Here is a 25,657-nt window from a genome sequence, read left to right as displayed (position 1 = left end):
GCGATCATGGCGCTGACGGGTTGGATCATCGGGCTGGCGATGCAGATGGCAAGCCTGCCTGCTCCGCCGCCGCTGCCCTGCTGGATCGAGGGCCGCTGGGTGTCAGAAGAGGCGGACGGACGCTGGACCGAGGAGAACTGGACCGGCTGTCGCGCCGAGACGATGCTCGGTACCGGTCGCGGCGGACGTGGTGGCGAGATCACCACCTATGAATTCATGCGCATCGCGCGCAACGAGAATGGCGACCTGATGTTCTACGGCGCGCCGTTCGGCAACCCGGCAGCAGCGTTTCGCGCGGTCAAGGGTGGCCCGGCGGAGATCGTGTTCGTCAACGCCAACCACGAATATCCGCAACGCATCCGCTACTGGATGCAAGGCGACATGCTGATGGCCGAGGCAAGCATGCGCGATGGCAGCAAACCGCAGGCTTGGCGGTACAAGCGGATCAAGTAGCGACGGGCACGGACTTCGTCATTCCCGCGCCAGCGGGAATCCCGCTCTTTCTTCAACGTCGCGTCAGAAGCGGGACCCCCCGCCTTCGCGGGGGTGACGGTAAAGCTTTGTGTTTGAATGTCTAAAATCAGCCCGAGACGCGCTCGGCCAGGATCGTCAGACCCTTCTCGTTGACCTCGGCAAAGCCGCCCTCGATCGCGATCGTCTCGGGCTGCGCGCCATCGCTCTTGTAGATCGAGACCAGGCCGTCGCGGACCATCGACATCAGCGGCGCATGGCCTTCGAGCACGCCGAACTCGCCCTCAGCGCCGGGCACGACGACCATGTGGACCGCTTCGGAGCGGACCAGCTTTTCGGGGGTGACGAGTTCAAAATGCAGTGCCATTTCAACTTCCTTTAAGCCCTCTCCCCTTGAGGGGAGAGGGTTGGGAGAGGGGAGGTGCGCAAGGGTGCCGCCCCTCTCAACTTCGGCTAGCGAGCAAGCTCGCAAGCCTCCGTATCTCTCCCCTGAAGGGGAGAGAGCATTTGCAGATTAAGCCGCTTCTGCCAGCGTCTTGGCCTTTTCGATGGCCTCGTCGATGCCGCCGACCATGTAGAAGGCTGCTTCGGGCAGATGGTCATATTCGCCATCGACCACGGCCTTGAAGCTCTTCACGGTGTCTTCCAGCGAGACGAACTTGCCGGGGATGCCGGTGAACACTTCGGCCACGTGGAAGGGCTGCGACAGGAACTTCTGGATCTTGCGCGCGCGGGCGACGGTGAGCTTGTCCTCTTCCGAAAGCTCGTCCATCCCCAGAATGGCGATGATGTCCTGCAGCGACTTGTACTTCTGCAGCGTCGACTGGACCGCACGGGCGGTTTCGTAATGCTCGACGCCGACGACGCGGGGCTCGAGAACGCGGCTGGTCGAATCGAGCGGGTCCACCGCCGGATAGATGCCGAGTTCCGAGATCGCGCGGTTGAGCACGGTCGTCGCGTCAAGGTGCGCGAACGAGGTGGCGGGCGCCGGGTCGGTCAAGTCGTCCGCGGGCACGTAGATCGCCTGCACCGAGGTGATCGAACCCTTGTTGGTCGAAGTGATGCGCTCCTGCAGCGCGCCCATGTCGGTCGACAGGGTCGGCTGATAGCCCACGGCCGAAGGAATACGGCCGAGCAGCGCTGACACTTCCGAACCCGCCTGGGTGAAGCGGAAGATGTTGTCGACGAAGAACAGCACGTCCTGGCCTTCCTGGTCGCGGAAATATTCCGCGATGGTCAGACCCGACAGCGCGACGCGGGCGCGGGCACCCGGGGGCTCGTTCATCTGGCCATAGACCAGCGCCACCTTCGAACCTTCGCTGATCGCGTTGCCATCGGCGTCCTTGGCGATAACGCCGGCGTCGAGGAATTCGTGATAGAGGTCGTTGCCCTCGCGGGTACGCTCACCCACGCCGGCGAACACCGAGGTACCACCATGGCCCTTGGCGATGTTGTTGATCAGTTCCTGGATGAGCACGGTCTTGCCCACGCCGGCACCGCCGAACAGGCCGATCTTGCCGCCCTTGGCATAGGGGGCGAGCAGGTCGATGACCTTGATGCCGGTGACCAGAATTTCCGATTCGGTCGACTGGTCGACGAATTCGGGAGCCTTGGCGTGGATGGGGGCCGAGGCCTTCGCGTTGATCGGACCGCGCTCGTCGATCGGCTCGCCGACCACGTTCATGATGCGGCCGAGCGTTTCGGGACCCACGGGCATGCGGATCTGCGCGCCGGTATCAGTGACGTTCTGGCCGCGAACCAGGCCGTCGGTGCCGTCCATGGCGATGCAGCGCACGGTGTTTTCACCCAGGTGCTGGGCGACTTCGAGCACCAGACGCTGGCCGTTGTTCTCGGTTTCCAGCGCGTTCAGAATGGCGGGGATTTCGCCGTCAAAGGTCACGTCGACGACCGCGCCGATAACCTGGCTGATCTTGCCGATATTGTTGGTGGTTGCCATGAGCTGTTTCCTGCTTTCGGACGGTTAGAGGGCTTCGGCGCCCGAGATGATTTCAACGAGTTCGGTGGTGATCGCGGCCTGGCGGCTGCGGTTATATTCGATGGTGAGCCGGTTGATGAGGTCGCCCGCGTTGCGCGTCGCGTTATCCATCGCGGTCATCGAGGCACCCTGTTCCGACGCGGCGTTTTCGAGCAGCGCGCCGAAGATCTGCGTCGTGACGTTGCGCGGCAGCAGCTCGGCGAGGATTTCCTCCTCATCCGGCTCGTATTCCACAGCCGCTTCGCTGGCGACAGCATCGCCCGCCGGAATGGCGACGGGGATGATCTGACGGCCGACAGGCTCCTGCAGCAGCGCCGAACGGAACTTGCTGTAGAACAGATGGGCGACGTCGAACTCGCCCTTTTCATACATTGCGATCAGTTCGGCCGAAATCGCCTGCGCTTCGGCAAAGCCCTGATTTTTCAGCGCGGTGGTGTCGAAATAGCGCACGATCTGCTTGGGATATTCGCGGATGATCATGCCGCGGCCCTTGCGACCGACGAGATAGAACAGCACGGTCTTGCCCGCCGCTTCCAGCTCGCGCGCCTTCAGCTTGGCGGCCTTGACGATGTTCGAGTTGAACGCGCCGCACAGACCGCGATCCGACGAGGTCACGATCAGCAGATGGACCTGGTCCTTGCCGGTGCCGGCGAGCAGCTTCGGGCTCGAGTCGCTGATCGAGATCTTCGACGCCAGCGAGGCCATCACGCGCTCAAGCCGCTCGGAATACGGGCGCGCAGCTTCGGCCGCGGCCTGCGCCTTGCGCAGCTTGGCGGATGCCACCATCTGCTTGGCCTTGGTGATCTTCTGGGTCGACTTGACCGAGGCGATCCGGCCCTTGAGTTCTTTCAGACTGGCCATTCTTGTCCTTCCACTCCCTCTCCCCTTCAGGGGGGAGGGTCGGGGAGGGGGGACCATGCACCGCTGGCGCGGCAGCCCCTCTCCCAACCCTCTCCCCTCAAGGAGAGAGGGCTATGTGATATCAAGCAAACGTCTTCGCGAACGCGTCCAGCGCAGCCTTGAGGCCAGCCTTGGCATCGTCGCCCAGATCCTTGGTTTCGCGGATCGTGGCGAGCAAGTCGGCATGGTCGGTGCGCAGGAAGCTCAGCATCGCGGCTTCATATTCGTTCACCCGGTTGACCGGCAGCGCATCGAGATAGCCGTTGGTGCCGGCGAAGATCGAGGCAGTCTGCTCTTCGAACGGCAGCGGGCTGAACTGCGGCTGCTTGAGCAGCTCGGTCAGGCGCTGGCCGCGGTTGAGCAGCTTCTGGGTCGAAGCGTCGAGGTCCGAACCGAACTGGGCGAACGCGGCCATTTCGCGATACTGCGCGAGCTCGAGCTTGATCGAGCCCGACACCTTCTTCATCGCCTTGGTCTGAGCCGCCGATCCCACGCGCGACACCGACAGGCCGACGTTGATGGCCGGACGGATGCCCTGGTAGAACAGGTTGGTTTCAAGGAAGATCTGGCCGTCGGTGATTGAGATCACGTTGGTCGGAATATAGGCCGACACGTCGCCCGCCTGGGTTTCGATGATCGGAAGCGCGGTCAGTGAGCCCGAGCCGTTGGCCGAGTTCATCTTCGCGGCGCGCTCCAGCAGGCGCGAGTGGAGATAGAACACGTCGCCGGGATAGGCTTCGCGGCCCGGAGGACGACGCAGCAGCAGCGACATCTGGCGATAGGCAACGGCCTGCTTCGACAGATCGTCATAGACGATCAGCGCGTGCATGCCGTTGTCGCGGAAATATTCGCCCATGGTGCAGCCGGTATACGGTGCCAGGAACTGAAGCGGAGCCGGTTCCGAAGCGGTCGCGGCGACGACGATGGTATATTCCATCGCGCCCGATTCCTCGAGCTGACGCACGATCTGCGCCACGGTCGAACGCTTCTGGCCGATGGCGACATAGATGCAGTACAGCTTCTTGCCTTCATCGTCGCCGGCATTGGCGCCCTTCTGGTTGATGAAGGTGTCGATCGCGACGGCGGTCTTGCCGGTCTGACGGTCACCGATGATCAGCTCGCGCTGGCCGCGGCCGACGGGAACGAGCGCGTCGATCGCCTTGAGGCCGGTCTGCACGGGTTCGTGCACCGAGGTGCGCGGGATGATACCCGGTGCCTTGGTTTCGACGCGCATGCGCTTTTCGGCGACGATCGGGCCCTTGCCGTCGATCGGGTTGCCGAGACCATCGACCACGCGGCCCAGCAGGCCCTTGCCGACGGGCACGTCCACGATGGTGCCGGTGCGCTTGACGACATCGCCTTCCTTGATCTCGGCGTCCGAGCCGAAGATCACGACGCCGACATTGTCGGCTTCGAGGTTGAGCGCCATGCCCTGCACGCCGTTCGAGAACTCGACCATTTCACCGGCCTGAACGTTGTCGAGGCCGTGGATGCGCGCGATGCCGTCGCCGACGCTCAGCACGCTGCCCACTTCGGACACTTGCGCATCCGTGCCAAAATTGGCGATCTGATCCTTGATAACCTTGGAGATTTCTGCGGCACGAATGTCCATGAGAATGTTAGCCTTTCATCGCTTGGCTGAGCGTGTTGAGACGGGTCTTGATGCTGGAATCGATCATCTGGCTGCCCATGCGGACAATCAGGCCGCCCAGGATGGACGGATCGACTTTCGCGGTGATCTTGATGCTGCGACCGGCGCGGTCCTTCAGCTGCTTGCGGATTTCGTCGAGCTGCGCTTCCGAAAGCGGGAAGGCCGATGTGACTTCGGCGGTAACTTCTCCGCGATGGGCGGCAACGAGCTGGTCGAAGGCGGCGAGGATCGACGAAAGCTGGCCCAGGCGACGGTTGGTCGCCAGCACACCGAGCAGGTTGCCGGTCATCTTGTCGAGCTTGATCGTTTCGGCGAGCGAGGCGACGATCTTCTCGGCCGCGGCGCGGCTGATCGTCTGGCTCTTGGTCAGCGCAGCGAAATCTTCCGACTCGTTCAGCGCGGCGCGCAGCGTCGCGACGCTGGTTTCGACTTCGGCAAGCTGCTTTTCGTCGCGCGCGAGCGAAAAGAGCGCCGAGGCGTAACGCCCTGCCAGACTGGCCTGTATCCCGCCGGAAATGTCCACGCGAATGCTTTCCCTTGCCGTTATGATATTGCGTCAGGCGCTGGGCGGGAGACGCCAGCCTCCCTCACCTGTCGGCGCGGCGGTTAGCACTCATATTGCTGCATTGCAAGACGCCCGGCAAACATCGGGTCCAGCCGGTCTTCCCCCGCAAAAAATGGGGATTTTTTGCTTCAACGTGAAGGCGGCGTTTACCAAATTTTCGCATCGGGCGGGCATGAGGCCAGCATGGCATTTTGTCTTAGGCCAACCATGGAATCGCCTTGCCGATGCGGAAAATTCAAGATTTGCGCTCTGATCTGTCCAAGGGCTTTGCGAGCATGGGCGTGGAAGCCAAGGTTCGCTTCAGCCTGACGGCCATGCTTGCCATGCTCGCGCTGCTGGCCTTTGTGGCGATCGGTGTGGTTGGCGTCACCCAGTATACGACGCGCCATCTGGTAACGGCTCGCATCCAGCCGACGATGCAGATGCAGTCCCTGGGTGATGGCTATCGCGAGACAATGCGCCTTGCGACCAAGGTGCGCTGGGGCCTAATAAGCGGCAAGGAGGCATTGATCGAGCTGGATGCGCGCAAGCGCCGGATTACCGGCGACTGGAAGCGGATAGAAGACGGTGCGTTCGGCCATGAATTCCCGAAGAGGATTGTCCAGCTGCGCCGCGCAAGGGTGCCGGCTGACGGCGCTATCGACGAGTTGCGCAGGCAGATCGTGGCTTTCAACCGTCACGGCAGGCGTGTCGATCCGCCGGTAGCGCTGCATCGACAGATCGATCCTCTGCTGGCCCAAAGCCAGGCCGCCGTTACCGAAATGCGCGGCCTTGCGCGGACCACCCTGGTGTGGCTGAACGTCATCCAGATCGCAGCGCTGATCTTCTGTTCGCTGCTGATGCTGGGTGCCGGGCTGTTCGTGCGCTGGTGCATCGGCTATGCCATGCGCGATTTTCTGGTGCCGTTGGTGGCGCTGGCGCAATATGCGCTGCCGGAAAGGCGCAACAGCGTGAAAGCCCATGATCTCGGGCTGCGCCGGCGCGATGAGATCGGCGCCATTGCCCGCGCCATTCACCGTTCGCACGGCAAGGCCGAGCGGGCGCTCAAGGCCGAGCAGGAACGACGGCTGGCCGAACTCAAGCTCCAGCGCGAGCAGCTTCAGTGGCAGGAGGAACGCCATCGCCGCGCGGTGACGATCGATGCGCTGTTCGCGAGCTACGAGGCCAAGCTCTCCGAATTGTCCGAGCAGCTCGCCAAGGCGGCGAACGGCATGCGCGAAGGTGCGCAGGACATGCAGCGCAACGCTGCGCAGCATCAGACCTTCAGCCAGAATTTCGCCGACCGGGCAACCCGCGCAGCCGAATCGATGAAGGTCATAGACCGCCATGGACGCCGGCTGCAGCAGACGGGTGGGGGCGTGCGTGAACTCGTCGCCGACAGTTCGCGCAACATCTATGACGCGCATCATGCCAGCCGCCTGAGCCGCGAGACGGCAGACCAGCTTCACGAGGTCGCTGGCGAAATTTCTGGTATTCTCGCGATGATCACGCATATCGCCAAGCAGACCAACCTGCTGGCGCTGAACGCGACGATCGAGGCCGCGCGTGCGGGCGAGGCCGGTCGGGGTTTTGCCGTCGTGGCGCAGGAGGTGAAGAATCTTGCCAGCCAGACTCAGGCAGCAGCGGCGCTGGTCGAACAACGCCTCGGCAGCGTTTCGGCGATGACCCAGCAAGTGTCGCATGCGGTCAATTCGGTGGACGGGCATGTCGACATGATCCGACACAATGCGGATCGGATCGACGAGGCCGTGAGCGAGCAGCATGACGCCAGCCGGGATATCCTTGATGCGCTCCGCTCGCTGATGACCAATGGGGACGAGGTGATGGATCAGATCGCCGAGCTGACGGACAAGTCGGCTTATGCCAATCTCTCGGCCGAGGCGCTGAGCCAGACAGCCGAAGCGGTCGCGCGCCAATCGCAGGAGTTGCGCGAACAGATGCGGCAATTGGCTCAGGCAGTGCGAGCGGCGTGATCGCCGCTTTGACCGCATGAAGCGGGACGCGCCGAAAATCCGCTCTCGATAGGACTGCAGACATCCCATTCACACGGAGATGTTCGATGACCTACCGCATAGCTGGCCTGCCGCCAGCCGACTTCCTGCCGCTGTTCGCGCTATCCGATGCCGAGCTTGCTCAGCACCGCGCCGTGCGCGTCACTGCGAGCCAGCATCCCGGCTATCCCTGCCGCGTAACGCTCCGCGATGCGCCGGTGGGCGAGGAACTGATCCTGCTCCACCATGTCAGCCATGATGTCGCGACGCCCTATCGCAGCGCCTTTGCGATCTATGTCAGTCAGGCCGACATTGCGGCAGATTGTCGGGAGGTTCTTCCGCCGGTGATGCAGGGGCGGTCTTTGGGACTGCGCGGGTTCGATGCAGCGGGAATGCTGCGCGATGCCAGGCTCGCGCCCCCCGGTGAGGCCGATGCGGGCATCCGCGATCTGTTCGGCGATCCGGAGATCGCCTATATCCACGCCCACAACGCGGCACATGGCTGCTTTGTGGCGAGGGTGGACCGGGCATGAGCGGGCTGATCGATCTGGACGAGGATGCGGCCTGGGCTGCCGTTCTGCGCCGCGACCGCAGCCATGACGGGCGCTTCGTCACCGGCGTGCTCAGCACCGGCATCTATTGCCGCCCATCATGCGCTGCGCGGCATCCTGCGCGCGCCAATGTCCGTTTCTTCGCCGATGGCGCTGCCGCCAGAGCCGCTGGCTTGCGCGCGTGCAAGCGCTGCCTGCCCGATGATGTCGCGCGCGATGAGACGGCGGTGCTCACCGCGATCCGCGCGATCCGCGCGAGCGAGGAGCCACTGGCCTTGGCGTCGCTGGCGGCCGAATGCGGTTATTCGCCCGCGCATTTCCAGCGCGTGTTTACCCGGCATACCGGCCTGTCGCCCAGCGCCTATGCCCGAGCACTGCGCACCGAGCGCGCCCGCGACGCGCTGAGCGGCAGCGAGCGGGTGGTCGATGCGATCTACGAAGCAGGGTTCAGTGCGCCGTCGCGCTTTTACGATTCGATGAAGGGACGGATGGGGATGGAACCAAGCGTCTGGAAGAATGGCGGGCAGGGGGTGCTGATCCACTGGACCCAGGCGGCTACCTCGCTGGGCCGCATGCTGGTCGCCTGGACCGACAAGGGGGTGTGCCGCCTGTCGTTCGAGGAAGAGGCCGAGGCGCTGGCCAGGCGCTTTCCTGCGGCCGAGCTGAAAGCGGCGGGCGAGGAAGCGGCGCAATTCGTCTCCGCGATCGTCGCCGAGGTGGAAAGCCCGCGCACCGGCGCCGAGATACCGGTCGATGTACGCGGTACCGCGTTCCAGGAAGCGGTGTGGAAGGCGCTGTCCGACATTCCGCCGGGCGAGACACGCAGCTATGCGCAGATTGCGGCCAGCATCGGCAAGCCCGCAGCGGTGCGCGCGGTGGGATCGGCCTGCGGGGCGAACCCGGTCGCGGTGCTGATTCCCTGCCACCGCGCGCTGCGCACCGATGGCACGCTGGGGGGCTATGCCTATGGCCTGGGCATCAAGACCGAACTGCTCAAGCGCGAAGGCGAGTGACCCGCCGCAAGCTCATTCCTTGGGCTTGGCCCCAGGCTTGAGCGTGCAGCTATAGGTCAGCACCTCGTTGGGCTGTGCCGGCAGCGCTTGGCGCAGCGCCTTCTGCATGTCCTCCAGCTCGGCCATGCGATCGGGCTCGGCGGTGCAGCTCTTGTCCGCATAGCGCGCACGGATCTTGCGGGCGTTGTTCATCGCGTCGAGTCCGAGCTGGAAATTCTCGGTGCGGAATTCGCGCGTGTCGGGGCTGAACTGGTTGATCGCGACCAGCTGGTCCTCGTTGCGCACGAACACCCGCGTCCAGCCGTCGACATCCTGCCCGTACTGCGTGCGATTGTTGACGCAGCCGCTCGCGGTCCAGGCGATTTCGACCGGATCGGGGCTGGACGTGGTGATCTTGCTGCGCTCGGGAACGATCCGGCACATATAGGTGCCGTCGCGACTGGCCGCGAGCTCGTCCTTGCCTCCCAGTTCCTTCTTCACCATTGCAAGGGCAATATCTTCGGCCTTGTTGAAGCCGGGCCGCAGCACAAAGATCAGGACTGCCGTCAGCGCGAGCGCGCCCGTGGCCCCGGCGGCGATCTTGCGCCGCTCCATCTCGCCGCGATCGTGCAACACCCAGGTCGCGCCGCTTGCCAGCCCGGCCAGAACCAGGAACAAAGCGGCAAAGGCGATATGGTTCTCGCGCGCGCTGATTACCGCATGTTCGGCATCGCGCAGTGCGCGCTCTTCCAGATCGCGCCGCTCGGCCTTCTCGGTCAGTGCCTTTTCGCGCGCCGCTTCGGCAGCCTCGGCCGACCGCTCGCGCTCTTCCGCAGACAACTCGGCGACCGAACGGCAGGGGGAATCGGCCAGCTGATAATCGGCCTTGGCCGAACGCAGGAAGCCGAGCACCTCGCGGTTGGAAACGGCGAAGCCATATTCGGCATCATTGCCGTCGGACAGCGAGCCGAAGCTGTTCACCCCGACCGCGCGGCCGCACATATCGACCAGCGGGCCGCCGCTATTGCCCTTGGCCAGCGCAGCGGTATGCAGGATCGTGTCGAAATCCCGAGTGGTCCTGCCGCCGGAAACCACGCCTGGCGCCTTGACCGGGGCCATGGGCGCGATCGTCTCGCGCGCATCGAGCCCCTGCGCGCGGTCCACAGCTGCCGGATAGCCTATCGCCATCACCGAAGCCCCATCGTCGAGCGGCGTCTGCAGCAAGGCGAGGGCAGGCAGGCGGCCGCGTTCCAGCTGGATCAGCGCGAGGTCGTTGCGCGGCGATAATGCCACGAGACGGCCACCATAGGTGGTGGTGCCCTCGGACGGGATGATGCCGATGCGGATGCTGGCATCCTCGCGCAGCGGGGCGACCAGATGGGCATTGGTGATGATCTTGTCCGGCGCGACGGCAAAGCCGCTGCCATGGCCGACATAGAAGGTCTCGCCATCTTCCTCCGCGACCAGCACGACGCGCACGACAGAGCGGCTGGCGGCCTGGATATCGGCGGGATCGGCGGCGAGCGGCACGGCGACGAGCGCCGCACATGCGGCGATCAGCAGGACGATAAAGCGCATCGGGTTCATGAGGAGAACCTCATAGCGCTGCTGTCAGACAAAGCTATAGGGATCGACGTCCACCGCCACGCGCACGCCCGGAGCCCAGCGCATCGGCTGCAGCCACTCGCGGATGATCCGCTGCATCTCGACATTGCGCCTGGCATGGACGAGCAGCCGGAATCGATGCCGTCCGCGCAGCAGCGAGAGCGGGGCAGGGGCGGGGCCATAGACGGCAAAGCCATCGTGCTCGGGCGCGACGGCCCCGGCCTGGCGCGCCGCCTCGTGGGCTTCGGCATGGTCTTCGGACGAGATGATGATGGCCGCCAGCCTGCCGAACGGCGGCACGTTCGCATCGCGCCGCGCCTGGGTTTCGGCGGCATAGAAGGCCTCGCGGTCGCCCTGGACGAGCGCGTCGATTACCGGCGCCTCGGGATGGCGGGTCTGGATGAAGACCTCGCCAGGCTTTGCGGCGCGGCCCGCGCGGCCGGCCACCTGCGCGATCTGCTGGAAGGTGCGCTCGCCCGCGCGCAGATCGCCGCCTTCCAGGCCGATGTCCGCATCGATCACCCCGACCAGTGTCAGGTCGGGAAAGTGATAGCCCTTGGTGACCAGCTGGGTGCCGATGATGACGTCGATCGCTCTTGCCTCGACCTGTGCGACGAACTCGGCGGCCTTTTCGGGCGACCAGATGGTATCCGATGTCACGATCGCCCGGCGTGCCTCGGGCATCAGCGCGGCGACCTCGTCGGCGATCCGCTCGACGCCAGGGCCGCAAGCGACCAGGCAATCGGTCTCGCCGCATTCGGGGCAGGCGCTGGGCGAGGGCTCGGCATGGCCGCAATGATGGCAGGCGAGCCGCCCGGACAGGCGGTGATCGACCATCCAGGCGCTGCAATTGGGGCATTTGAACCGGTGGCCGCAATGGCGGCACAACGTCAGCGGGGCATAGCCGCGCCGGTTGAGGAACAGCAGCGACTGTTCGCCCCGCGCCAACCGTTCCTGCATCGCCTCGAGCAGCGGCGGCGCGATCCACTGGTGGCGGGGCGGCGGGTTCTGCGTCAGGTCGATCAAGCCGATGCGCGGCAGCTGCGCGCCGCCATAGCGGTGGGTAAGGGTAAGCGGCTCATAGCGTCCCGCCTCGGCCATCACCCGGCTTTCGAGCGCAGGCGTCGCGCTCGAAAGCACGACCGGGCAGCCCTCGAACCGCCCGCGCATCACCGCGACATCGCGCGCATTGTAGCGCACGCCGTCCTCCTGCTTGAAGCTGGTCTCGTGCGCCTCGTCGACGATGATGACGCCGAGATTCGCATAAGGCAGGAACAGCGCCGAGCGTGCGCCGACGACGATCTTCGCGTCGCCGCTGATGATCGCGTTCCATGCGCGCCGCCGTTCGGTCTGCTTCAGGCCCGAATGCCATGGCACCGGCGCGGCCCCGAAGCGCGCCTCGATGCGGGTGAGGAAAGGCTGAGTCAGCGCAATTTCGGGGAGCAGCAACAGTGTCTGCTTGTTCTGTCGAAGCGCTTCGGCGACAGCTTCGAAATAGACCTCGGTCTTGCCTGATCCGGTAACGCCGTCGAGCAGGAAGGGCATCGGTTCGGCGTTGCGGACTGCCTCGGCAAGCCGGTCGGCAGCTGCCTGCTGTTCATCGTTGAGGGCAGGCACGATATGGTCAGGATCCGGGCGCGGCCAGGGGCGGTCGTTCGGTACCTCCACCGCCTCGAACGCGCCCGAGGTCACCAGCGAGCGGATCACCCCTTCGGACACCTCCGCCAGCGCGGCCAGCTCGCGTACCGTCGCCTGCTCTCCGGCCAGCCTGTCATAGACCTGCTGACGCTGCGGCGTCATGCGGGCAGGGGGCTCGCCGGTCAGCCGATATTCGGTGATCGACCGGCCGGGCCCGAGCAGCGATCCGCTAGGCAGCGCCATTCGCGCGACCGCGGCAGGGCTGGCAAGATAATAATCTGCGGTCCATTCGATCAGGCGGCGCAGGGCTTGCGACAATGGCGGCATGTCATAGCGCGCGAGCACCGGGCGCAAGCGGCTCGCCTCGATCTCCTCGGCGCCGAAAGCGCCAGCATCCCAGACGATACCATCGATCCGGCGCGGCCCCAGCGGCACCTGCACCACGCTGCCGACGGGGAGGTCCATGCCCGCAGGCACGCTGTAATCGAACGGGCCGACCGCCGAGTTGAACAGGAGAACGCGGACGCGAGTCATCATGCCATCCCAGATAGGGATTCGGGCGGCTAACGCATAGCTTTGGTTACTTCACCCAGCCCAGGCCGATCGTCTCGTAGATCTCGCGGTCCTCGTCCCAGCCTTCCTGTACCTTGACGTGCAGGAACAGATGGACGGGAACGCCGAGCACCTTTGACAGCTCTGCGCGCGCGCGTTCGCCGATTTCCTTGATCCGCGCACCGCCCTTGCCCAGCACGATCGCGCGCTGGGTGTCCCGCGCGACGAGGATCTGCTGGTGGATCTCGATCGAGCCGTCCTTGCGGGTGATATACTTTTCGGGGACCACCGCGCTGGCATAAGGCAGTTCGGCGTGGAGCTGGTTGAACAGCTGCTCGCGTGTGATCTCGGTGGCGAGCAGGCGCTCGCTGGCGTCGGAAACCTGGTCTTCCGGGAAATGCCACTGGCCTTCGGGCATCGCAGCGGCAAGCCAGGCCTTGAGTTCCTCGACCCCATCGCCGGTCAGCGCGCTGATGAAGAACACTTCATCAAACCCGCCCGCCGCGTGCAGATGCTGCGCCTGGACCAGCAGCTTGTCCTTGGCGGCGATATCGACCTTGTTGAGCACCAGGATCTTGCGCTCGGGCCGCATCGCGACCTGCTCGACCAGTCGCTCGAGCCGGTCGGAGCGCTTGGCCTTGGCATCGACGACCAGTGCGATCACGTCTGCGCCGTCCGATCCTTCCCAGGCGGCATTGACCATCGCGCGATCGAAGCGGCGATCGGGATCGAAAATTCCGGGCGTATCGACCAGCATGATCTGCGCCGGGCCTGCCAGCGCGATGCCCAGCAGCCGGGTGCGCGTGGTCTGCGCCTTGGGGCTGGTGATCGCGACCTTCTGCCCGACCAGCTGATTCACCAGGGTCGATTTGCCCGCATTGGGTGCACCGAGCACCGCGACAAGGCCGCAGCGGGTGGGATTGGTATCTTCGCTCATCGTCCATGCTCCGCGAGAAACTGTTTTGCGGCCAGCGTTTCGGCCTCCTGCTTGCTGGTGCCGGTGGCCTCGGCGATGCCCAGCCCCTTGATCTCGACCTGCACGGTAAAGCGCAAATCATGGTCAGGCCCCGACTTGCGCAACAGCGTATAGACCGGGGTCTTGCGATTGCGCGCGGCGGCCCATTCCTGCAGCTCGGACTTGGGATGGCGCGGCGCTTCGCTGATCGCGCCGATCCGGTCGGCCCAGTGCCGCTCGACAAACGCGCGCGCGACCGAAAGACCCCCATCGATATAGAGCGCGCCGATCAGCGCCTCGACCACATCGCCCAGGATGTTCGTGCTGCCCGCGCCGCCATCGTCGCGCGCCTGCTTGCCCAGCCGGATCAGCGGGCCGAGGTTACACGCGCGGGCGATCTGCGCGCAGCTTTCGCGCGAGACCAGCCGGTTGAGAAAGGCCGACATCTGCCCCTCGGCCGCCTTGGGAAAGCGCGTGTAGAGCAGTTCCGCGATCACCATGCCCAGGACGCGATCGCCCAGAAACTCGAGCCGCTGATAATCGGGAGTCACCCCCGTACTGCCATGGGTCAGCGCCTGGACGAACAGGGCAGGTTGGCGCGGCTTGTAATCGAGGATGGGCAGCAGCGCCGCAAGGTCTGGCTCAGCGCTCAAAAGCCTTCCCCGATGCGGTCCCAGCGCGCGGCGGAGAACCAGGTCCAGGGCAGGAACCAGCTCGCCGAGCCATCGGTCGAGAACACCGTGACCAGCGCGCGGCCGACCAGATATTTCTGCGGTACGATGCCGATGCCCTGGCCTTCGACGGCGGGAAAACGGCTGTCGAGGCTGTTGTCGCGATTGTCGCCCATCAGGAACATGTGACCTTGCGGAACGATGATCGCTTCGGTCGTGTCGCGCGGCGCGTCGATCAGGTCGAGCACATTGTAGGTCTTGCCGTTGGGAAGCGTTTCCTGAAAGCGCGGATAGCTGCACACGGCGCTGCCATCGGGCCGCGGAAGCTCGAAGCTGCGGTCATAGCAGCGCGTATTGGGCGAGACGGGGATGACGAAATCGGAAATACGCTTCTTCGCAATCGGTTTGCCGTTGAGCCACACGACGCCATCGCGCATCTGGATGGTATCGCCAGGCAACCCGATGACGCGCTTGATATAGTCCGCGCTGGCACCCGGCGGCGCCTTGAACACCACCACGTCGCCGCGCTCGGGCTGGCTGGCAAAGATGCGTCCGGGGATCAGCGGCAGGTTGAACGGCAGGCTGTAGCGCGAATAGCCATAGGACCATTTCGACACGAGCAGATAGTCGCCGACCACCAGCCGGGGCTGCATCGATTCCGAAGGGATATTGAACGGCGAGACGATGAAGCTACGCAGAATGAAGAAGAAGATCGCAAGCTTGACCAGAAATTGCAGAAAGTCCGCCGTTTCCGACTTGGGCTTGGGCGATGTGGCGGCGGTTTCGGTCATTTTTCCCCTTTGATGACCCGGCAATCCGGCGTCAAGTCCCATCGCGAGCGGGCAAAGCCTCTCGCCAAGCCGGGATCGGCCCGCTAAACCCCGCCCCAGCGCCCCCAGCCTGAAAGGTACACGATGTCCGTCCAAGCCGATGCCATTTGGCAATCGATTGCAGAAATGCCGCGCCCGACCCTCGCCACGCTGTTTGCCGATGATACGGCGCGAGTATCGAACCTGTCGCACCGCATCCCGCTGGCGGGCACCGACATCCTGTTCGATTTTTCCAAGACGCATCTCGATGCCGCGCTGATCAAGAAGTTCGAGGAACTGTCCGCAGCGATGCATCTGGCGGGCATGCGCGATCAGCTGCTCGCGGGCGCCAAGATCAACACCAGCGAGGATCGCGCCGCCGAGCACCCGGCCGAGCGTGGCATGGGCGCCGAGGATTCGGTCGAGAACGCGCAGCGGCTGCACCAGCGCATGGCGGCGCTGGTCGAAGCGATCGACCAGGGCGTGTTCGGCGAGATCAAGCATGTGCTGCACATCGGCATCGGCGGTTCGGCGCTTGGGCCCAAGCTGATCATCGATGCCCTGTGCCGCGACAGCGACCGCTATGATGTGGCGGTCGTTGCCAATGTCGATGGCGAGGCGCTGTCCGAGGCGGTGGACAGGTTCGATCCCGCAAAGACGCTGGTCGCGATCGCGTCCAAGACCTTCACCACCACCGAGACGCTGATGAATGCGGAAAGTGCGATCGACTGGCTGCGCGGCGGCGGGGTGGAAGATCCCTATGGCCAGCTCGTCGCACTGACCGCCGCGCCCGAAAAGGCGATGGAATTCGGCATCGACGAGACGCGCATCCTGCCTTTTTCCGAGACCGTGGGCGGGCGTTATTCGGTCTGGTCGAGCATCGGCTTTCCCGTTGCGATGGCGCTGGGCAATAACGGCTTTGCCGAGTTCCGCGCCGGGGCGCTGGCGATGGACCGGCATTTCGCGACTGCGCCGCTCTCTGCCAACATGCCCGTGCTCGCGGCCTTTGCGGACCTTTATTATGCGCAGGTCCGTCATTGCCAGACGCGTGCGGTGTTCGCCTATGACGAGCGGCTGCGGTTGCTCCCCGATTATCTCCAGCAGCTGGAAATGGAGAGCAACGGCAAGGGCGTGCGCCGCGACGGATCGCCGCTCGGCCGCGCCAGCGCGCCGATCACCTGGGGTGGCGTCGGCACCGATGCGCAGCATGCGGTGTTCCAGCTGCTGCATCAGGGCACGCATCTGGTGCCGGTCGAGTTCATCGCGTCGCGCCTCAGCGCGCACGAATTCGACGAGGCGCATCACCGCGCGCTGCTGACCAACTGCTTCGCGCAGGGCGCGGCGCTGATGCAGGGCAAGGCCAGCGACGATCCGCAGCGCAGCTATCCCGGCGACCGGCCTTCGATGACGATCCTGCTCGACAATGTCGATCCGCAAAGCCTGGGTGCGCTGATCGCGTTCTACGAACACCGCACCTTCGCCAATGCCATGCTGCTGGGGATCAATCCTTTTGATCAGTTCGGTGTTGAACTGGGCAAGGAAATCGCCAAATCCATGGGCAACCGCCAGTCCGGCGATTTCGACCCCTCCACCGCTGCGCTGATCGAGGCGGCGGGCCTGTAAGGGACACGAACCCAGGAGTTTTTTCGCATGAGTGAGTTTGACTACGACCTGTTCGTCATCGGAGCAGGGTCCGGCGGGGTGCGCGCCTCGCGTATCGCCTCGTCCTATGGCGCCAAGGTCGCCGTCGCCGAGGAATATCGCGTCGGTGGCACCTGCGTCATCCGCGGTTGCGTGCCCAAGAAGCTGCTGGTCTATGGATCGCACTTCGCCGAGGACCTTGAAGATGCGCAGAATTACGGCTGGGACATCGAGGGCACCAAGTTCAGCTGGCAGGTGCTGCGCGACCGCGTGCTGGGCGATGTCGACCGGCTCAATGCGGCATACAAGTCGACGCTGACCAACCACAATGTCACGATCATCGAGGAGCGCGCAGAGATCATCGCGCCGCACCGGGTGAAGCTGGCGAGCGGGCAGGAGATCAGCGCGAAATATATCCTGATCGCGGTCGGTGCGCGGCCCTATGTGCCCGAATTCCCGGGCTCCGAACATTGTCTCACCTCGAACGAGATGTTCCATCTCGAGGAACTGCCGCGCCGTGCGGTGATCGCGGGCGGTGGCTATATCGCCAACGAGTTCGCCGGCATCCTCAACGGGCTCGGCACCCGCGTCACCGTGGTCAATCGCGGCGACACGATCCTGCGCGGCTATGATGAATCGCTGCGCGATCGCCTGCTGCAGATTTCGATGACCAAGGGTATCGAGTTCAAGTTCAAGGCCCCGTTCGAGAAGATCGAGAAGCGCGAGGACGGCACGCTGGACGTGTTCCTGAAGGGGCATGACCCGATCAACACCGATATCGTGATGGTCGCCACGGGCCGCGTGCCCAAGGTCGAGGGGCTGGGGCTCGAGCATGTCGGCATCGAGACCGACGATCAGGGCGCGATCCCTGTCGACGAATACAGCAAGACCGCGTGCGACAGCATCTATGCGGTGGGTGATGTCACCAACCGGGTGCAGCTGACCCCGGTGGCGATCCGCGAGGGCCAGGCGTTCGCCGACACCGTGTTCGGCGGAAAGCCGAAGACCGTGGATTACAATTGCATCCCGACCGCCGTGTTCTCGCAGCCCCCGATCGCCTCGGTCGGGCTGACCGAAGGCGAGGCGCGCAACCGCTATGGCAATATCCGCGTCTATTCGGCGGATTTCCGCCCGATGCGCAACGTCTTCGCACACCGCGCCGAACGTGGCCTCTACAAGATGATCACCGAAGAGCCCTCGGGCAAGATCCTGGGGCTGCACATGATCGGCCCGGATTCGCCGGAAATCCTTCAGGCCGCCGCGATCGCGGTCAAGGCGGGGCTGACCAAGCAGGCGTTCGACGATACCGTTGCCCTGCACCCCAGCATGGCCGAAGAGCTTGTGCTGATGAAGTAAGCGCCGCTGCGCTTTTGATCGTTACCCGATCCGGTACGGCACCATGCCGCGCCGGTCGGGATCGATCACCAGCGGGCGATCGGTCGGCGGAAAGGCGCGCTGGTCGCAATTGTCGCGCGGGCAGGTGCGGCAGCTGATGCCGATCGGGGTCACGGCCCCGGCGGCCGCGGTATCGAGCCCGTCGGCATAGATGAAATGGCGGGCATGCTCGACCTCGCAGCCCAGCGCGACCGCGTAGCGGCGCGGCTTGCGGCCATAGCTGCCCGACGGCTTGACCAGCCCCTTGGCCATCGACACGTAGCGCAGCCCGTCAGGCGTTTCGGCCATCTGCACCAGGATACGGTCGGGGATGGCGGCGGCCTCGTGCACCACCCAGAGCGGACACGCGCCACCGAAGCGGGCGAACTGCAGCCGGGTGGCACTGTGCCGCTTGGTAATGTTGCCCGCCATGTCCACCCGGCAGAAGAAGACCGGAAGCCCGCGCGCGCCGGGGCGCTGCAGCGTCGATAGACGGTGGCAGGCCTGTTCGAAGCTCACACCGAAGCGGTGCGTCAGCTGATCGATATCATGGCGGCACGCCATCGCCGCCTCGCGAAAGCGCGCATAGGGCATGACGAGCGCTCCGGCGGCATAATTGGCGAGGCCCACCGAGACCAGCTTCTGCGCCTGCTCGCTCTTGAGCTTGGCATTGGCGGCGAGGATCGCGATGGCAAAACGCATCTCGTGCGCCATCAGCCGGTGCGCGAGCATGAAATAGCGCGATTCCGGTGCGATCCCTTCCGCTAGATAGAGCGTGCGGCTTGCGGCATCGTACTGGCTGAGCGGGGCATTGGGATCGGCGGCGCGCAGCGGCTTCACTGTGATGCCATGGTCGCGGTGCAGCCGGGCGATCAGGCCATCGGGGGTGAGGTCCTCGCCCAGTTCCCCGGCAATCTGCTCCGCATTGCGATCGAGCTGGTCGATATAGTTGCCCGATTCATGAAACCAGTCGCGCACCTCTTCCCAAGGCAGGCGCGCATTGTGCTGCCCGGTCGCCGCCAGGCTGTCATCGAGCATCGCCGAGCGCTCCTGCGCCTGGCGATAGCCCTGATAGAGGTTGGTGATGAGGTGCGCGATCTCGGGATGGCTGTCGCGCAGCCGCGCAAAGCGCACCGGATCGATCTCCAGCCCGCCCAGCACCGGATCGTCGAGCAGGCTCTGCCAGTTGAGCGACGGCGCACCCTCGGGCGCGTCCTCCAGCTCGAACGCGAAGTGCCGCGACAATTGGGTGAGCACCTGCGGCGTGATCGGCCGCTCGTCATTTTCGATCTGGCTGAGGTAACTGGTCGAAATACCCAAGGCCTCGGCCATCGCGGCCTGGTTGAGGCCGGAATGGCGGCGGACGGCGCGGACGCGGGCTCCGGCATAAAGGCGTTTGCGGCGAGACATCGTGCCGATCGACTAGTTTGCAAACTGGCGGTTTGCAAGTTCGCTATTTAACATTTGCGTGTCGGGTCAAAGGCTGGAAAGGAAGGGTCCCGATTTCAGCTGAAGAGGATGCGATGCAGGCCATATTGGAAGAACTGGCAGCCCGGCGCGACAAGGCGCATCTGGGTGGCGGCACCAAGCGCATCGAGGCACAGCACGCCAAGGGCAAGCTCACCGCCCGCGAGCGGATCGACGTGCTGCTCGATCCGGGCAGCTTCGAAGAATATGACATGTATGTCGAGCATAACTGCGTCGATTTCGGCATGCAGGACACGGTGATCCCCGGCGATGGCGTGGTCACCGGATCGGGAACGGTCAATGGCCGCCTGGTCTTCGTGTTCAGCCAGGATTTCACCGTGTTCGGCGGCTCATTGTCCGAACGGCACGCGCAGAAGATCTGCAAGATCATGGACATGGCGATGAAGGTCGGCGCGCCGGTGATCGGCCTCAACGATTCCGGCGGTGCGCGCATCCAGGAAGGCGTGGCGTCCTTGAGCGGCTATGCCGAGGTGTTCCAGCGCAACGTGCTGGCCTCTGGCGTGGTGCCGCAGCTGTCGGTGATCATGGGGCCTTGCGCGGGCGGCGCGGTCTACAGCCCGGCGATGACCGACTTCATCTTCATGGTGAAGGATTCGAGTTACATGTTCGTCACCGGCCCCGATGTGGTGAAGACGGTGACCAACGAGGTGGTGACGCAGGAGGAACTGGGCGGGGCGGTGACGCATACGGCCAAGTCGGGCGTCGCCGATGTCGCGTTCGATAATGACATCGAGGCGCTGCTCGCCGCGCGCGACCTGATCGACTATCTGCCGCTGTCGAACCGCGAAGCATTGCCCGAGCGCCCGACCGCCGACCCCTGGGACCGGATCGAGAACAGCCTCGACACGCTGATCCCGGCCAATCCGAACATGCCCTATGACATGCACGAGCTGATCAAAAAGACGCTCGACGAGGGCGAATTCTTCGAGCTTCAGCCCACGCATGCGGGCAATATCATCACCGGCTTCGGGCGCATCGAGGGCCGCACCGTAGGCGTGGTCGCCAACCAGCCGATGGTGCTGGCGGGCTGTCTCGACATCAACTCGTCCAAAAAGGCCGCGCGTTTTGTTCGGTTTTGCGATTGCTTCGACATTCCGATCATCACGTTTGTCGACGTGCCAGGCTTCCTGCCCGGTGTCGCGCAGGAGCATTCGGGCATCATCAAGCACGGCGCGAAGCTGCTCTTCGCCTATGCCGAGGCGACCGTGCCCAAGATCACCGTCATCACCCGCAAGGCCTATGGCGGCGCGTATGACGTGATGGCATCCAAGCACCTGCGTGGCGACTTGAACTACGCCTGGCCGACTGCGGAAATCGCGGTGATGGGGGCCAAGGGCGCGGTCGAGATTATTTTCCGTGGGCGTACGCCCGAAGAGATCGCCGAGCGCACGAAGGAATACGAAGCGCGCTTCGCCAACCCGTTCGTGGCGGCAAGCAAGGGCTTTATCGACGAGGTGATCATGCCGCACTCGACCCGTCGGCGGATCGCGCTGGGGCTACGCAAGCTGCGGAACAAGAGCCTCGAGAACCCGTGGAAGAAGCATGACAATATTCCGCTTTAGGAGCAGCGCGTGAACAACAACTCCTCACGCAAAGATGCGACTCAGGTCGCAATTTTAGCCCTTGGGGTCACCGTGGGCGCTATCGTCTACATGGTCATCAGGTATTCATGATCGAATTTTTCGATGCGGTGTATGACCCGCGCCCCAAGGCTTCGGGTTGAATTTGTTTCAGGGTCCAGCTCGCCCCACGCGCCGACGTTACGGGGAGCCGATTGGATGCTGAAACAAGTTCAGCTTGACGGGATTTGAGAGAGGAATACGCCAGTGAAGCTGGGAAGACTGAACCACATCGGGGTTGCTACGCCCTCCATAGCGGACTCGATCGTGTTCTACCGCGATGTCATGGGCGCGACCAAGATTCATGAACCTTTCGACCTGCCCGAACAGGGGGTGAAGGTTTGCTTTGTCGATACGCCGGGAGCGGATGGCGCGCTGAATGGCACGCAGATCGAGCTGATCGAGCCGCTGCCGGGCAATGCCTCGATTGCGTCGTTCCTTGAGAAGAACCCGAGCGGTGGGCAGCATCATGTCTGCTATGAGGTGCCCGATATTCACGCGGCCAAGGCGGAGTTCGAGGGCTTAGGCAAGCGCGTGCTGGGCGAGCCGCGCATCGGCGCGCATGGGACGCTGATCTTCTTCGTGCACCCGAAGGACATGGGCGGGGTGCTGACCGAGATCATGGAGACGCCCAAGGGCGAGGGGCATTGAGCATCAAACCTTCTCCCTTGAAGGGAGAAGGATACGGAGCCTTGTCGGCGGAGCCGGCTAGGCGCAGTTGGATGAGGGTGATGGGCGCGGATATTGGCGCATTTTCACCCTCACCCAGCTTCGACTAGGTGCTTTGAGCACCAAGTCTTCGCAGCCCTCTCCCATCGAGGGAGAGGGGTGGGGATGTCTCTCCCGGCAAGGGGGAGGGGGATAACAGGAGAGAGTTGCGACCATGACCTACGAAACCATAAAGCTCGATATTGCCGACCAGATTGCCACGATCACGCTCAACGTGCCCGAGCGGCTCAATGCCTGTTCGCTCCCCATGGCGGGTGAGATCAACGATGCGCTCGACCGGCTCGGCGATGCGCGCGCTCTGGTCATCACCGGCGCGGGCAAGGGTTTCTGCTCGGGCGCGGACCTCTCCGGCGGGCGGGACAGCTCGATCTCGGGCGGGCAGGGCAGCTACAAGGCGCTGACCCAGCATTACAACCCGATGCTGCTCAAACTGCACCGGCTGCACATCCCGACGATCAGTGCGGTCAATGGCCCTGCCGCCGGTGTCGGCTGCTCGATCGGCCTGGCCCCCGATTTCGTGATCGCCAGCGACAAGGCCTATTTCCTGCAGGCGTTCGTCAATATCGGCCTGGTGCCCGATGGCGGCGCGAGCTGGATGCTGACCCGGCTGATCGGCAAGGCGCGCGCGACCGAGATGATGATGCTGGGCGAGAAAATCCCCGCCGCCAAGGCGCATGACTGGGGCATGGTCTACAAGGTGGTCGAGCATGACAGCCTGATGGACGAGGCCATGGCGCTGGCCAAGCGGCTCGCCGCGATGCCGACCGTCGCGCTCGGCATCATGCGCAAGAACCTGGTCGAGGCGCTCGAATGCGATTTCCATACCGCGCTGGCACGCGAGGCCGAGGGCCAGCGGATCGCGGGCGACACCAACGACGCACGCGAAGGCGCGATCGCCTTCCTGCAAAAGCGCAAGCCGAACTTCACCGGCAGCTGAACCTAACCACACGGGACCGATAGAATGACCGATACACCCAATATCACCGACTGGCAGGCTCTGGCCGAAAAGGAGGTCAAGGGGCGCGATCTTACCTGGCAGACGCCGGAGGGGATCGCGGTCAAGCCGCTCTACACGGCGGACGACGTATCGGTCGATCCCGGCCTTCCCGGCTTCGCGCCGTTCACCCGCGGGGTGCGCGCCAGCATGTATGCGGGTCGGCCCTGGACGATCCGGCAATATGCCGGTTTTTCGACCGCCGAGGAATCGAACGCCTTCTATCGCCGCAACCTCGCCGCCGGGCAGAAGGGGCTTTCGGTCGCCTTCGACCTCGCCACGCATCGCGGCTATGACAGCGATCATCCGCGGGTCACCGGCGATGTCGGCAAGGCGGGCGTGGCGATCGATACCGTCGAGGACATGAAGATCCTGTTCGACGGGATTCCGCTCGATCAGATGTCGGTCAGCATGACGATGAACGGCGCGGTGATCCCGATCCTCGCCTTCTTCATCGTCGCGGGCGAGGAGCAGGGGGTCGAGCGCAGGTTGCTCGACGGGACCATCCAGAACGACATCCTCAAGGAGTTCATGGTCCGCAACACGTACATCTACCCGCCCGAGCCCTCGATGCGGATCATCTCGGATATTTTCGGCTATACCAGCCGCGAGATGCCCAAGTTCAACAGCATCTCAATCTCCGGCTACCACATGCAGGAGGCCGGCGCGACGCAGGTGCAGGAGCTCGCCTTCACCATCGCCGACGGCATGGAATATGTGAAATACGGCGTCGCCTCGGGCCTCGATATCGACAAGTTCGCCGGGCGGCTGTCGTTCTTCTTCGCCATCGGCATGAACTTCTTCATGGAAATCGCCAAGCTGCGCGCCGCGCGTGTGCTGTGGCATCGGGTGATGACCAAGCTGGGCGCCAAGGACGAACGCTCGAAGATGCTGCGCACGCACTGCCAGACATCGGGCGTATCGCTGACCGAGCAGGATCCGTACAACAACGTCATCCGCACCACGATCGAGGCGATGGCCGCGATGCTGGGCGGCACGCAATCGCTGCACACCAATGCGCTGGATGAGGCGATCGCGCTGCCCACCGATTTTTCCGCGCGCATCGCCCGCAACACGCAGATCGTCATCCAGGAAGAGACCGGGATGACGAAGGTCGTCGATCCGCTGGGCGGCAGCTATTATATCGAGAGCCTGACGCAGGAACTGGTCGACAAGGCCTGGGAGATCATCGAGCGAGTCGAGAGCGAAGGCGGCATGGCCAAGGCGGTCGCAGCGGGCTGGCCCAAGGCGATGATCGAGGAAGCCGCCGCTGGCCGTCAGGCGCGGGTCGACCGCGGCGATGACGTGATCGTCGGGGTGAACAAATACCGCCTTGCCAACGAAGACCTGCTCGAAACGCTCGAGGTCGATAACGCCAAGGTGCGCGAAGGCCAGATCGCGCGGATCAACGCGGTCAAGGCCGCGCGCGACGAGGCCGCGTGCCAGGCGGCGCTCGATGCGCTGCGTGGAGGTGCCAGAGCCAAGGGCAATCTGCTCGAACTCGCGGTCGAGGCCGCACGCGCCCGCGCGACGCTGGGCGAGATCAGCGCGGCGATGGAGGACGTGTTCGGCCGCTATGCAACGCGCCCGACCCCGGTCAAGGGCGTGTACGCCGCGCCATACGAGGACGACAGCCGTTGGGCGCAGGTGGTCGATGGCGTCAAGGCGGTCGAGCGCCGCCTGGGGCGCAAGCCGAAGATGCTCGTCGCCAAGATGGGCCAGGATGGGCATGATCGCGGCGCGAACGTGATCGCCTCGGCTTTTGGCGATATGGGCTTTGATGTCGTGTCGGGTCCGCTGTTCCAGACGCCGGAAGAAACGGTGGTGCTGGCGCTCGAGACCGGCGTCGATGTCGTCGGTGCATCCTCGCTTGCCGCCGGACACAAGACGCTGATCCCCGAACTCATTCGCGGCCTCAAGGAAGCCGGGCGCAACGACATCAAGGTGATCGCGGGCGGGGTGATTCCGCCGCAGGATTACGAGTATCTGCGCGATGCTGGGGTGCAGGGCATTTATGGCCCGGGATCGAATGTCGTCGAGTGTGCGGCGGACGTGCTGCGCCTGCTCGGCCACAATATGCCGCCGCTGCAGGAAGCTGCGGAATGAGCGATGATGCGCCAACGGAAGGCGTCAAGCCCGGCGAGGGGGATCCCGAGCTGCTGCTCTACGATTTCCTCAAATATCTCGCGACGCTGGCGCTGCTGATCCTCGGCGCTGTCCTGTCATTGTCCGGTTCCGACAGCAGCTTCTCCAAGCGCAACCTTGCGATCGTGATCTTCGTCGTCGCGGCCGCAGCCTTGATCGCCATCGTTGCCGCCGATCGGGTTGTCGTGCTGCGGATGAAGGGCAAGCCGGTCGATCGCACGGTAAGCTGGTCGCGTGGCGCCTGTATGTGGTTGCTGACGCTTGGGACGGGGGCATTCCTGTCCAATTGGGTCAATGTGTTCGAATGAAATGGAAGAATT

Annotated in this window: 22 protein-coding genes; 11 read left to right on the top strand and 11 right to left on the bottom strand. The window is 64.3% G+C overall.

Annotated elements, in window-relative coordinates; all coding sequences use genetic code 11:
- The first annotated feature begins 6 nt into the window (after positions 1 to 6).
- On the top strand, positions 7 to 453 hold the full coding sequence (locus AX725_RS12045; protein WP_081097141.1) for a DUF6265 family protein: 447 nt from the start codon (positions 7 to 9) through the stop codon (positions 451 to 453).
- 127 nt (positions 454 to 580) lie between these two features.
- Here AX725_RS12045 and AX725_RS12040 read toward each other — a convergent pair whose 3' ends face one another.
- From AX725_RS12040 to AX725_RS12020, 5 genes are all read right to left on the bottom strand, one after another.
- Entirely contained in the window at positions 581 to 838 is a 258-nt protein-coding gene (locus AX725_RS12040) for an ATP synthase F1 subunit epsilon (protein ID WP_060978877.1), read from the bottom strand.
- A gap of 147 nt (positions 839 to 985) precedes the next feature.
- Positions 986 to 2,428 (bottom strand): F0F1 ATP synthase subunit beta, encoded by a 1,443-nt coding sequence (atpD, locus tag AX725_RS12035; protein ID WP_060978878.1) that lies wholly within the window; start codon positions 2,426 to 2,428, stop codon positions 986 to 988.
- Between the two features lie 24 nt (positions 2,429 to 2,452).
- Positions 2,453 to 3,328, bottom strand: a complete 876-nt coding sequence (locus AX725_RS12030; RefSeq protein WP_060978879.1) for a F0F1 ATP synthase subunit gamma — start codon at positions 3,326 to 3,328, stop codon at positions 2,453 to 2,455.
- A 121-nt stretch (positions 3,329 to 3,449) separates the two neighbouring features.
- Positions 3,450 to 4,979, bottom strand: coding sequence for a F0F1 ATP synthase subunit alpha (gene atpA, locus AX725_RS12025; protein WP_060978098.1), 1,530 nt, complete (start codon positions 4,977 to 4,979; stop codon positions 3,450 to 3,452).
- A 7-nt stretch (positions 4,980 to 4,986) separates the two neighbouring features.
- On the bottom strand, positions 4,987 to 5,541 hold the full coding sequence (locus AX725_RS12020) for a F0F1 ATP synthase subunit delta (RefSeq protein WP_060978099.1): 555 nt from the start codon (positions 5,539 to 5,541) through the stop codon (positions 4,987 to 4,989).
- A gap of 284 nt (positions 5,542 to 5,825) precedes the next feature.
- Here AX725_RS12020 and AX725_RS12015 point away from each other — a divergent pair, with 284 nt between their 5' ends.
- From AX725_RS12015 to ada, 3 genes are all read left to right on the top strand, one after another.
- Positions 5,826 to 7,556 carry a methyl-accepting chemotaxis protein gene (locus AX725_RS12015; RefSeq protein WP_196490631.1) on the top strand — a complete coding sequence of 577 codons (1,731 nt, stop codon included), beginning with the start codon at positions 5,826 to 5,828 and terminating at the stop codon, positions 7,554 to 7,556.
- An 86-nt stretch (positions 7,557 to 7,642) separates the two neighbouring features.
- Entirely contained in the window at positions 7,643 to 8,107 is a 465-nt protein-coding gene (locus AX725_RS12010; RefSeq protein ID WP_060978101.1) for a DUF1203 domain-containing protein, read from the top strand.
- Positions 8,104 to 9,138: a bifunctional DNA-binding transcriptional regulator/O6-methylguanine-DNA methyltransferase Ada gene (gene ada, locus AX725_RS12005; RefSeq protein ID WP_060978102.1), complete on the top strand. Its 1,035-nt coding sequence runs from the start codon at positions 8,104 to 8,106 to the stop codon at positions 9,136 to 9,138. Before AX725_RS12010 ends, ada begins: the two co-directional genes overlap by 4 nt.
- 12 nt (positions 9,139 to 9,150) lie before the next feature.
- Here the strand turns inward: ada and AX725_RS12000 are convergent, their stop codons facing one another.
- Genes AX725_RS12000 through lepB form a run of 5 tightly spaced genes read right to left on the bottom strand, consistent with a single transcriptional unit; the run spans position 9,151 to position 15,329 of the window.
- A complete protein-coding gene (locus AX725_RS12000; RefSeq protein WP_060978103.1) occupies positions 9,151 to 10,704 on the bottom strand; it encodes a S1C family serine protease in 1,554 nt (517 codons plus the stop codon).
- A 24-nt stretch (positions 10,705 to 10,728) separates the two neighbouring features.
- Positions 10,729 to 12,894, bottom strand: coding sequence for a primosomal protein N' (locus AX725_RS11995; RefSeq protein ID WP_196490401.1), 2,166 nt, complete (start codon positions 12,892 to 12,894; stop codon positions 10,729 to 10,731).
- Between the two features lie 46 nt (positions 12,895 to 12,940).
- Positions 12,941 to 13,849 (bottom strand): GTPase Era, encoded by a 909-nt coding sequence (gene era, locus AX725_RS11990; protein WP_060978105.1) that lies wholly within the window; start codon positions 13,847 to 13,849, stop codon positions 12,941 to 12,943.
- Positions 13,846 to 14,520 carry a ribonuclease III gene (rnc, locus tag AX725_RS11985; protein ID WP_099046494.1) on the bottom strand — a complete coding sequence of 225 codons (675 nt, stop codon included), beginning with the start codon at positions 14,518 to 14,520 and terminating at the stop codon, positions 13,846 to 13,848. Before rnc ends, era begins: the two co-directional genes overlap by 4 nt.
- Positions 14,517 to 15,329: a signal peptidase I gene (gene lepB, locus AX725_RS11980; RefSeq protein WP_060978106.1), complete on the bottom strand. Its 813-nt coding sequence runs from the start codon at positions 15,327 to 15,329 to the stop codon at positions 14,517 to 14,519. The genes rnc and lepB overlap by 4 nt, the downstream gene beginning before the upstream one ends.
- 123 nt (positions 15,330 to 15,452) lie before the next feature.
- Between lepB and pgi the strand changes: the two genes are divergently transcribed.
- Both pgi and gor read left to right on the top strand, forming a co-directional pair.
- On the top strand, positions 15,453 to 16,970 hold the full coding sequence (gene pgi, locus AX725_RS11975; RefSeq protein WP_060978107.1) for a glucose-6-phosphate isomerase: 1,518 nt from the start codon (positions 15,453 to 15,455) through the stop codon (positions 16,968 to 16,970).
- Between the two features lie 27 nt (positions 16,971 to 16,997).
- Positions 16,998 to 18,344, top strand: a complete 1,347-nt coding sequence (gor, locus tag AX725_RS11970; protein WP_060978108.1) for a glutathione-disulfide reductase — start codon at positions 16,998 to 17,000, stop codon at positions 18,342 to 18,344.
- A gap of 21 nt (positions 18,345 to 18,365) precedes the next feature.
- On the opposite strand, the gene AX725_RS11965 is transcribed toward gor, so the two are convergent.
- Positions 18,366 to 19,772, bottom strand: coding sequence for a helix-turn-helix domain-containing protein (locus tag AX725_RS11965; protein WP_060978109.1), 1,407 nt, complete (start codon positions 19,770 to 19,772; stop codon positions 18,366 to 18,368).
- A gap of 113 nt (positions 19,773 to 19,885) precedes the next feature.
- Here AX725_RS11965 and AX725_RS11960 point away from each other — a divergent pair, with 113 nt between their 5' ends.
- The 5 genes from AX725_RS11960 to AX725_RS11940 all read left to right on the top strand — a co-directional run bounded on the left by AX725_RS11960 (position 19,886) and on the right by AX725_RS11940 (position 25,645).
- Positions 19,886 to 21,412 (top strand): acyl-CoA carboxylase subunit beta, encoded by a 1,527-nt coding sequence (locus AX725_RS11960; protein ID WP_066115015.1) that lies wholly within the window; start codon positions 19,886 to 19,888, stop codon positions 21,410 to 21,412.
- Between the two features lie 264 nt (positions 21,413 to 21,676).
- Positions 21,677 to 22,120: a methylmalonyl-CoA epimerase gene (gene mce / locus AX725_RS11955; RefSeq protein ID WP_060978111.1), complete on the top strand. Its 444-nt coding sequence runs from the start codon at positions 21,677 to 21,679 to the stop codon at positions 22,118 to 22,120.
- A 232-nt stretch (positions 22,121 to 22,352) separates the two neighbouring features.
- The gene (locus AX725_RS11950; RefSeq protein ID WP_066046083.1) at positions 22,353 to 23,135 is read left to right on the top strand and encodes an enoyl-CoA hydratase-related protein; all 783 of its coding nucleotides are present in this window, start codon (positions 22,353 to 22,355) and stop codon (positions 23,133 to 23,135) included.
- A 24-nt stretch (positions 23,136 to 23,159) separates the two neighbouring features.
- The gene (gene scpA / locus AX725_RS11945) at positions 23,160 to 25,298 is read left to right on the top strand and encodes a methylmalonyl-CoA mutase (protein WP_060977378.1); all 2,139 of its coding nucleotides are present in this window, start codon (positions 23,160 to 23,162) and stop codon (positions 25,296 to 25,298) included.
- Positions 25,295 to 25,645 (top strand): hypothetical protein, encoded by a 351-nt coding sequence (locus tag AX725_RS11940; RefSeq protein WP_060977377.1) that lies wholly within the window; start codon positions 25,295 to 25,297, stop codon positions 25,643 to 25,645. Before scpA ends, AX725_RS11940 begins: the two co-directional genes overlap by 4 nt.
- Positions 25,646 to 25,657: the final 12 nt, after the last annotated feature.

It is taken from the genome of Blastomonas sp. CCH9-A1 (genome assembly GCF_001557175.1).
GTDB lineage: Bacteria > Pseudomonadota > Alphaproteobacteria > Sphingomonadales > Sphingomonadaceae > Blastomonas > Blastomonas delafieldii_A.
This window is presented reverse-complemented; position numbering and strand designations above follow the sequence as displayed.

What these genes read in the sequence shown, in the direction of transcription:
- AX725_RS12000 (WP_060978103.1), bottom strand. Translation starts at nt 10,704, where the DNA reads ATGAACCCGATGCGCTTTATCGTCCTGCTGATCGCCGCATGTGCGGCG.
- lepB (WP_060978106.1), bottom strand. Translation starts at nt 15,329, where the DNA reads ATGACCGAAACCGCCGCCACATCGCCCAAGCCCAAGTCGGAAACGGCG.
- scpA (WP_060977378.1), top strand. Translation starts at nt 23,160, where the DNA reads ATGACCGATACACCCAATATCACCGACTGGCAGGCTCTGGCCGAAAAG.
- AX725_RS12045 (WP_081097141.1), top strand. Translation starts at nt 7, where the DNA reads ATGGCGCTGACGGGTTGGATCATCGGGCTGGCGATGCAGATGGCAAGC.
- pgi (WP_060978107.1), top strand. Translation starts at nt 15,453, where the DNA reads ATGTCCGTCCAAGCCGATGCCATTTGGCAATCGATTGCAGAAATGCCG.
- AX725_RS11960 (WP_066115015.1), top strand. Translation starts at nt 19,886, where the DNA reads ATGCAGGCCATATTGGAAGAACTGGCAGCCCGGCGCGACAAGGCGCAT.
- AX725_RS11940 (WP_060977377.1), top strand. Translation starts at nt 25,295, where the DNA reads ATGAGCGATGATGCGCCAACGGAAGGCGTCAAGCCCGGCGAGGGGGAT.
- ada (WP_060978102.1), top strand. Translation starts at nt 8,104, where the DNA reads ATGAGCGGGCTGATCGATCTGGACGAGGATGCGGCCTGGGCTGCCGTT.
- AX725_RS11965 (WP_060978109.1), bottom strand. Translation starts at nt 19,772, where the DNA reads ATGTCTCGCCGCAAACGCCTTTATGCCGGAGCCCGCGTCCGCGCCGTC.
- gor (WP_060978108.1), top strand. Translation starts at nt 16,998, where the DNA reads ATGAGTGAGTTTGACTACGACCTGTTCGTCATCGGAGCAGGGTCCGGC.
- atpA (WP_060978098.1), bottom strand. Translation starts at nt 4,979, where the DNA reads ATGGACATTCGTGCCGCAGAAATCTCCAAGGTTATCAAGGATCAGATC.
- AX725_RS11995 (WP_196490401.1), bottom strand. Translation starts at nt 12,894, where the DNA reads ATGACTCGCGTCCGCGTTCTCCTGTTCAACTCGGCGGTCGGCCCGTTC.
- AX725_RS12040 (WP_060978877.1), bottom strand. Translation starts at nt 838, where the DNA reads ATGGCACTGCATTTTGAACTCGTCACCCCCGAAAAGCTGGTCCGCTCC.
- AX725_RS12010 (WP_060978101.1), top strand. Translation starts at nt 7,643, where the DNA reads ATGACCTACCGCATAGCTGGCCTGCCGCCAGCCGACTTCCTGCCGCTG.
- AX725_RS12030 (WP_060978879.1), bottom strand. Translation starts at nt 3,328, where the DNA reads ATGGCCAGTCTGAAAGAACTCAAGGGCCGGATCGCCTCGGTCAAGTCG.
- era (WP_060978105.1), bottom strand. Translation starts at nt 13,849, where the DNA reads ATGAGCGAAGATACCAATCCCACCCGCTGCGGCCTTGTCGCGGTGCTC.
- atpD (WP_060978878.1), bottom strand. Translation starts at nt 2,428, where the DNA reads ATGGCAACCACCAACAATATCGGCAAGATCAGCCAGGTTATCGGCGCG.
- AX725_RS11950 (WP_066046083.1), top strand. Translation starts at nt 22,353, where the DNA reads ATGACCTACGAAACCATAAAGCTCGATATTGCCGACCAGATTGCCACG.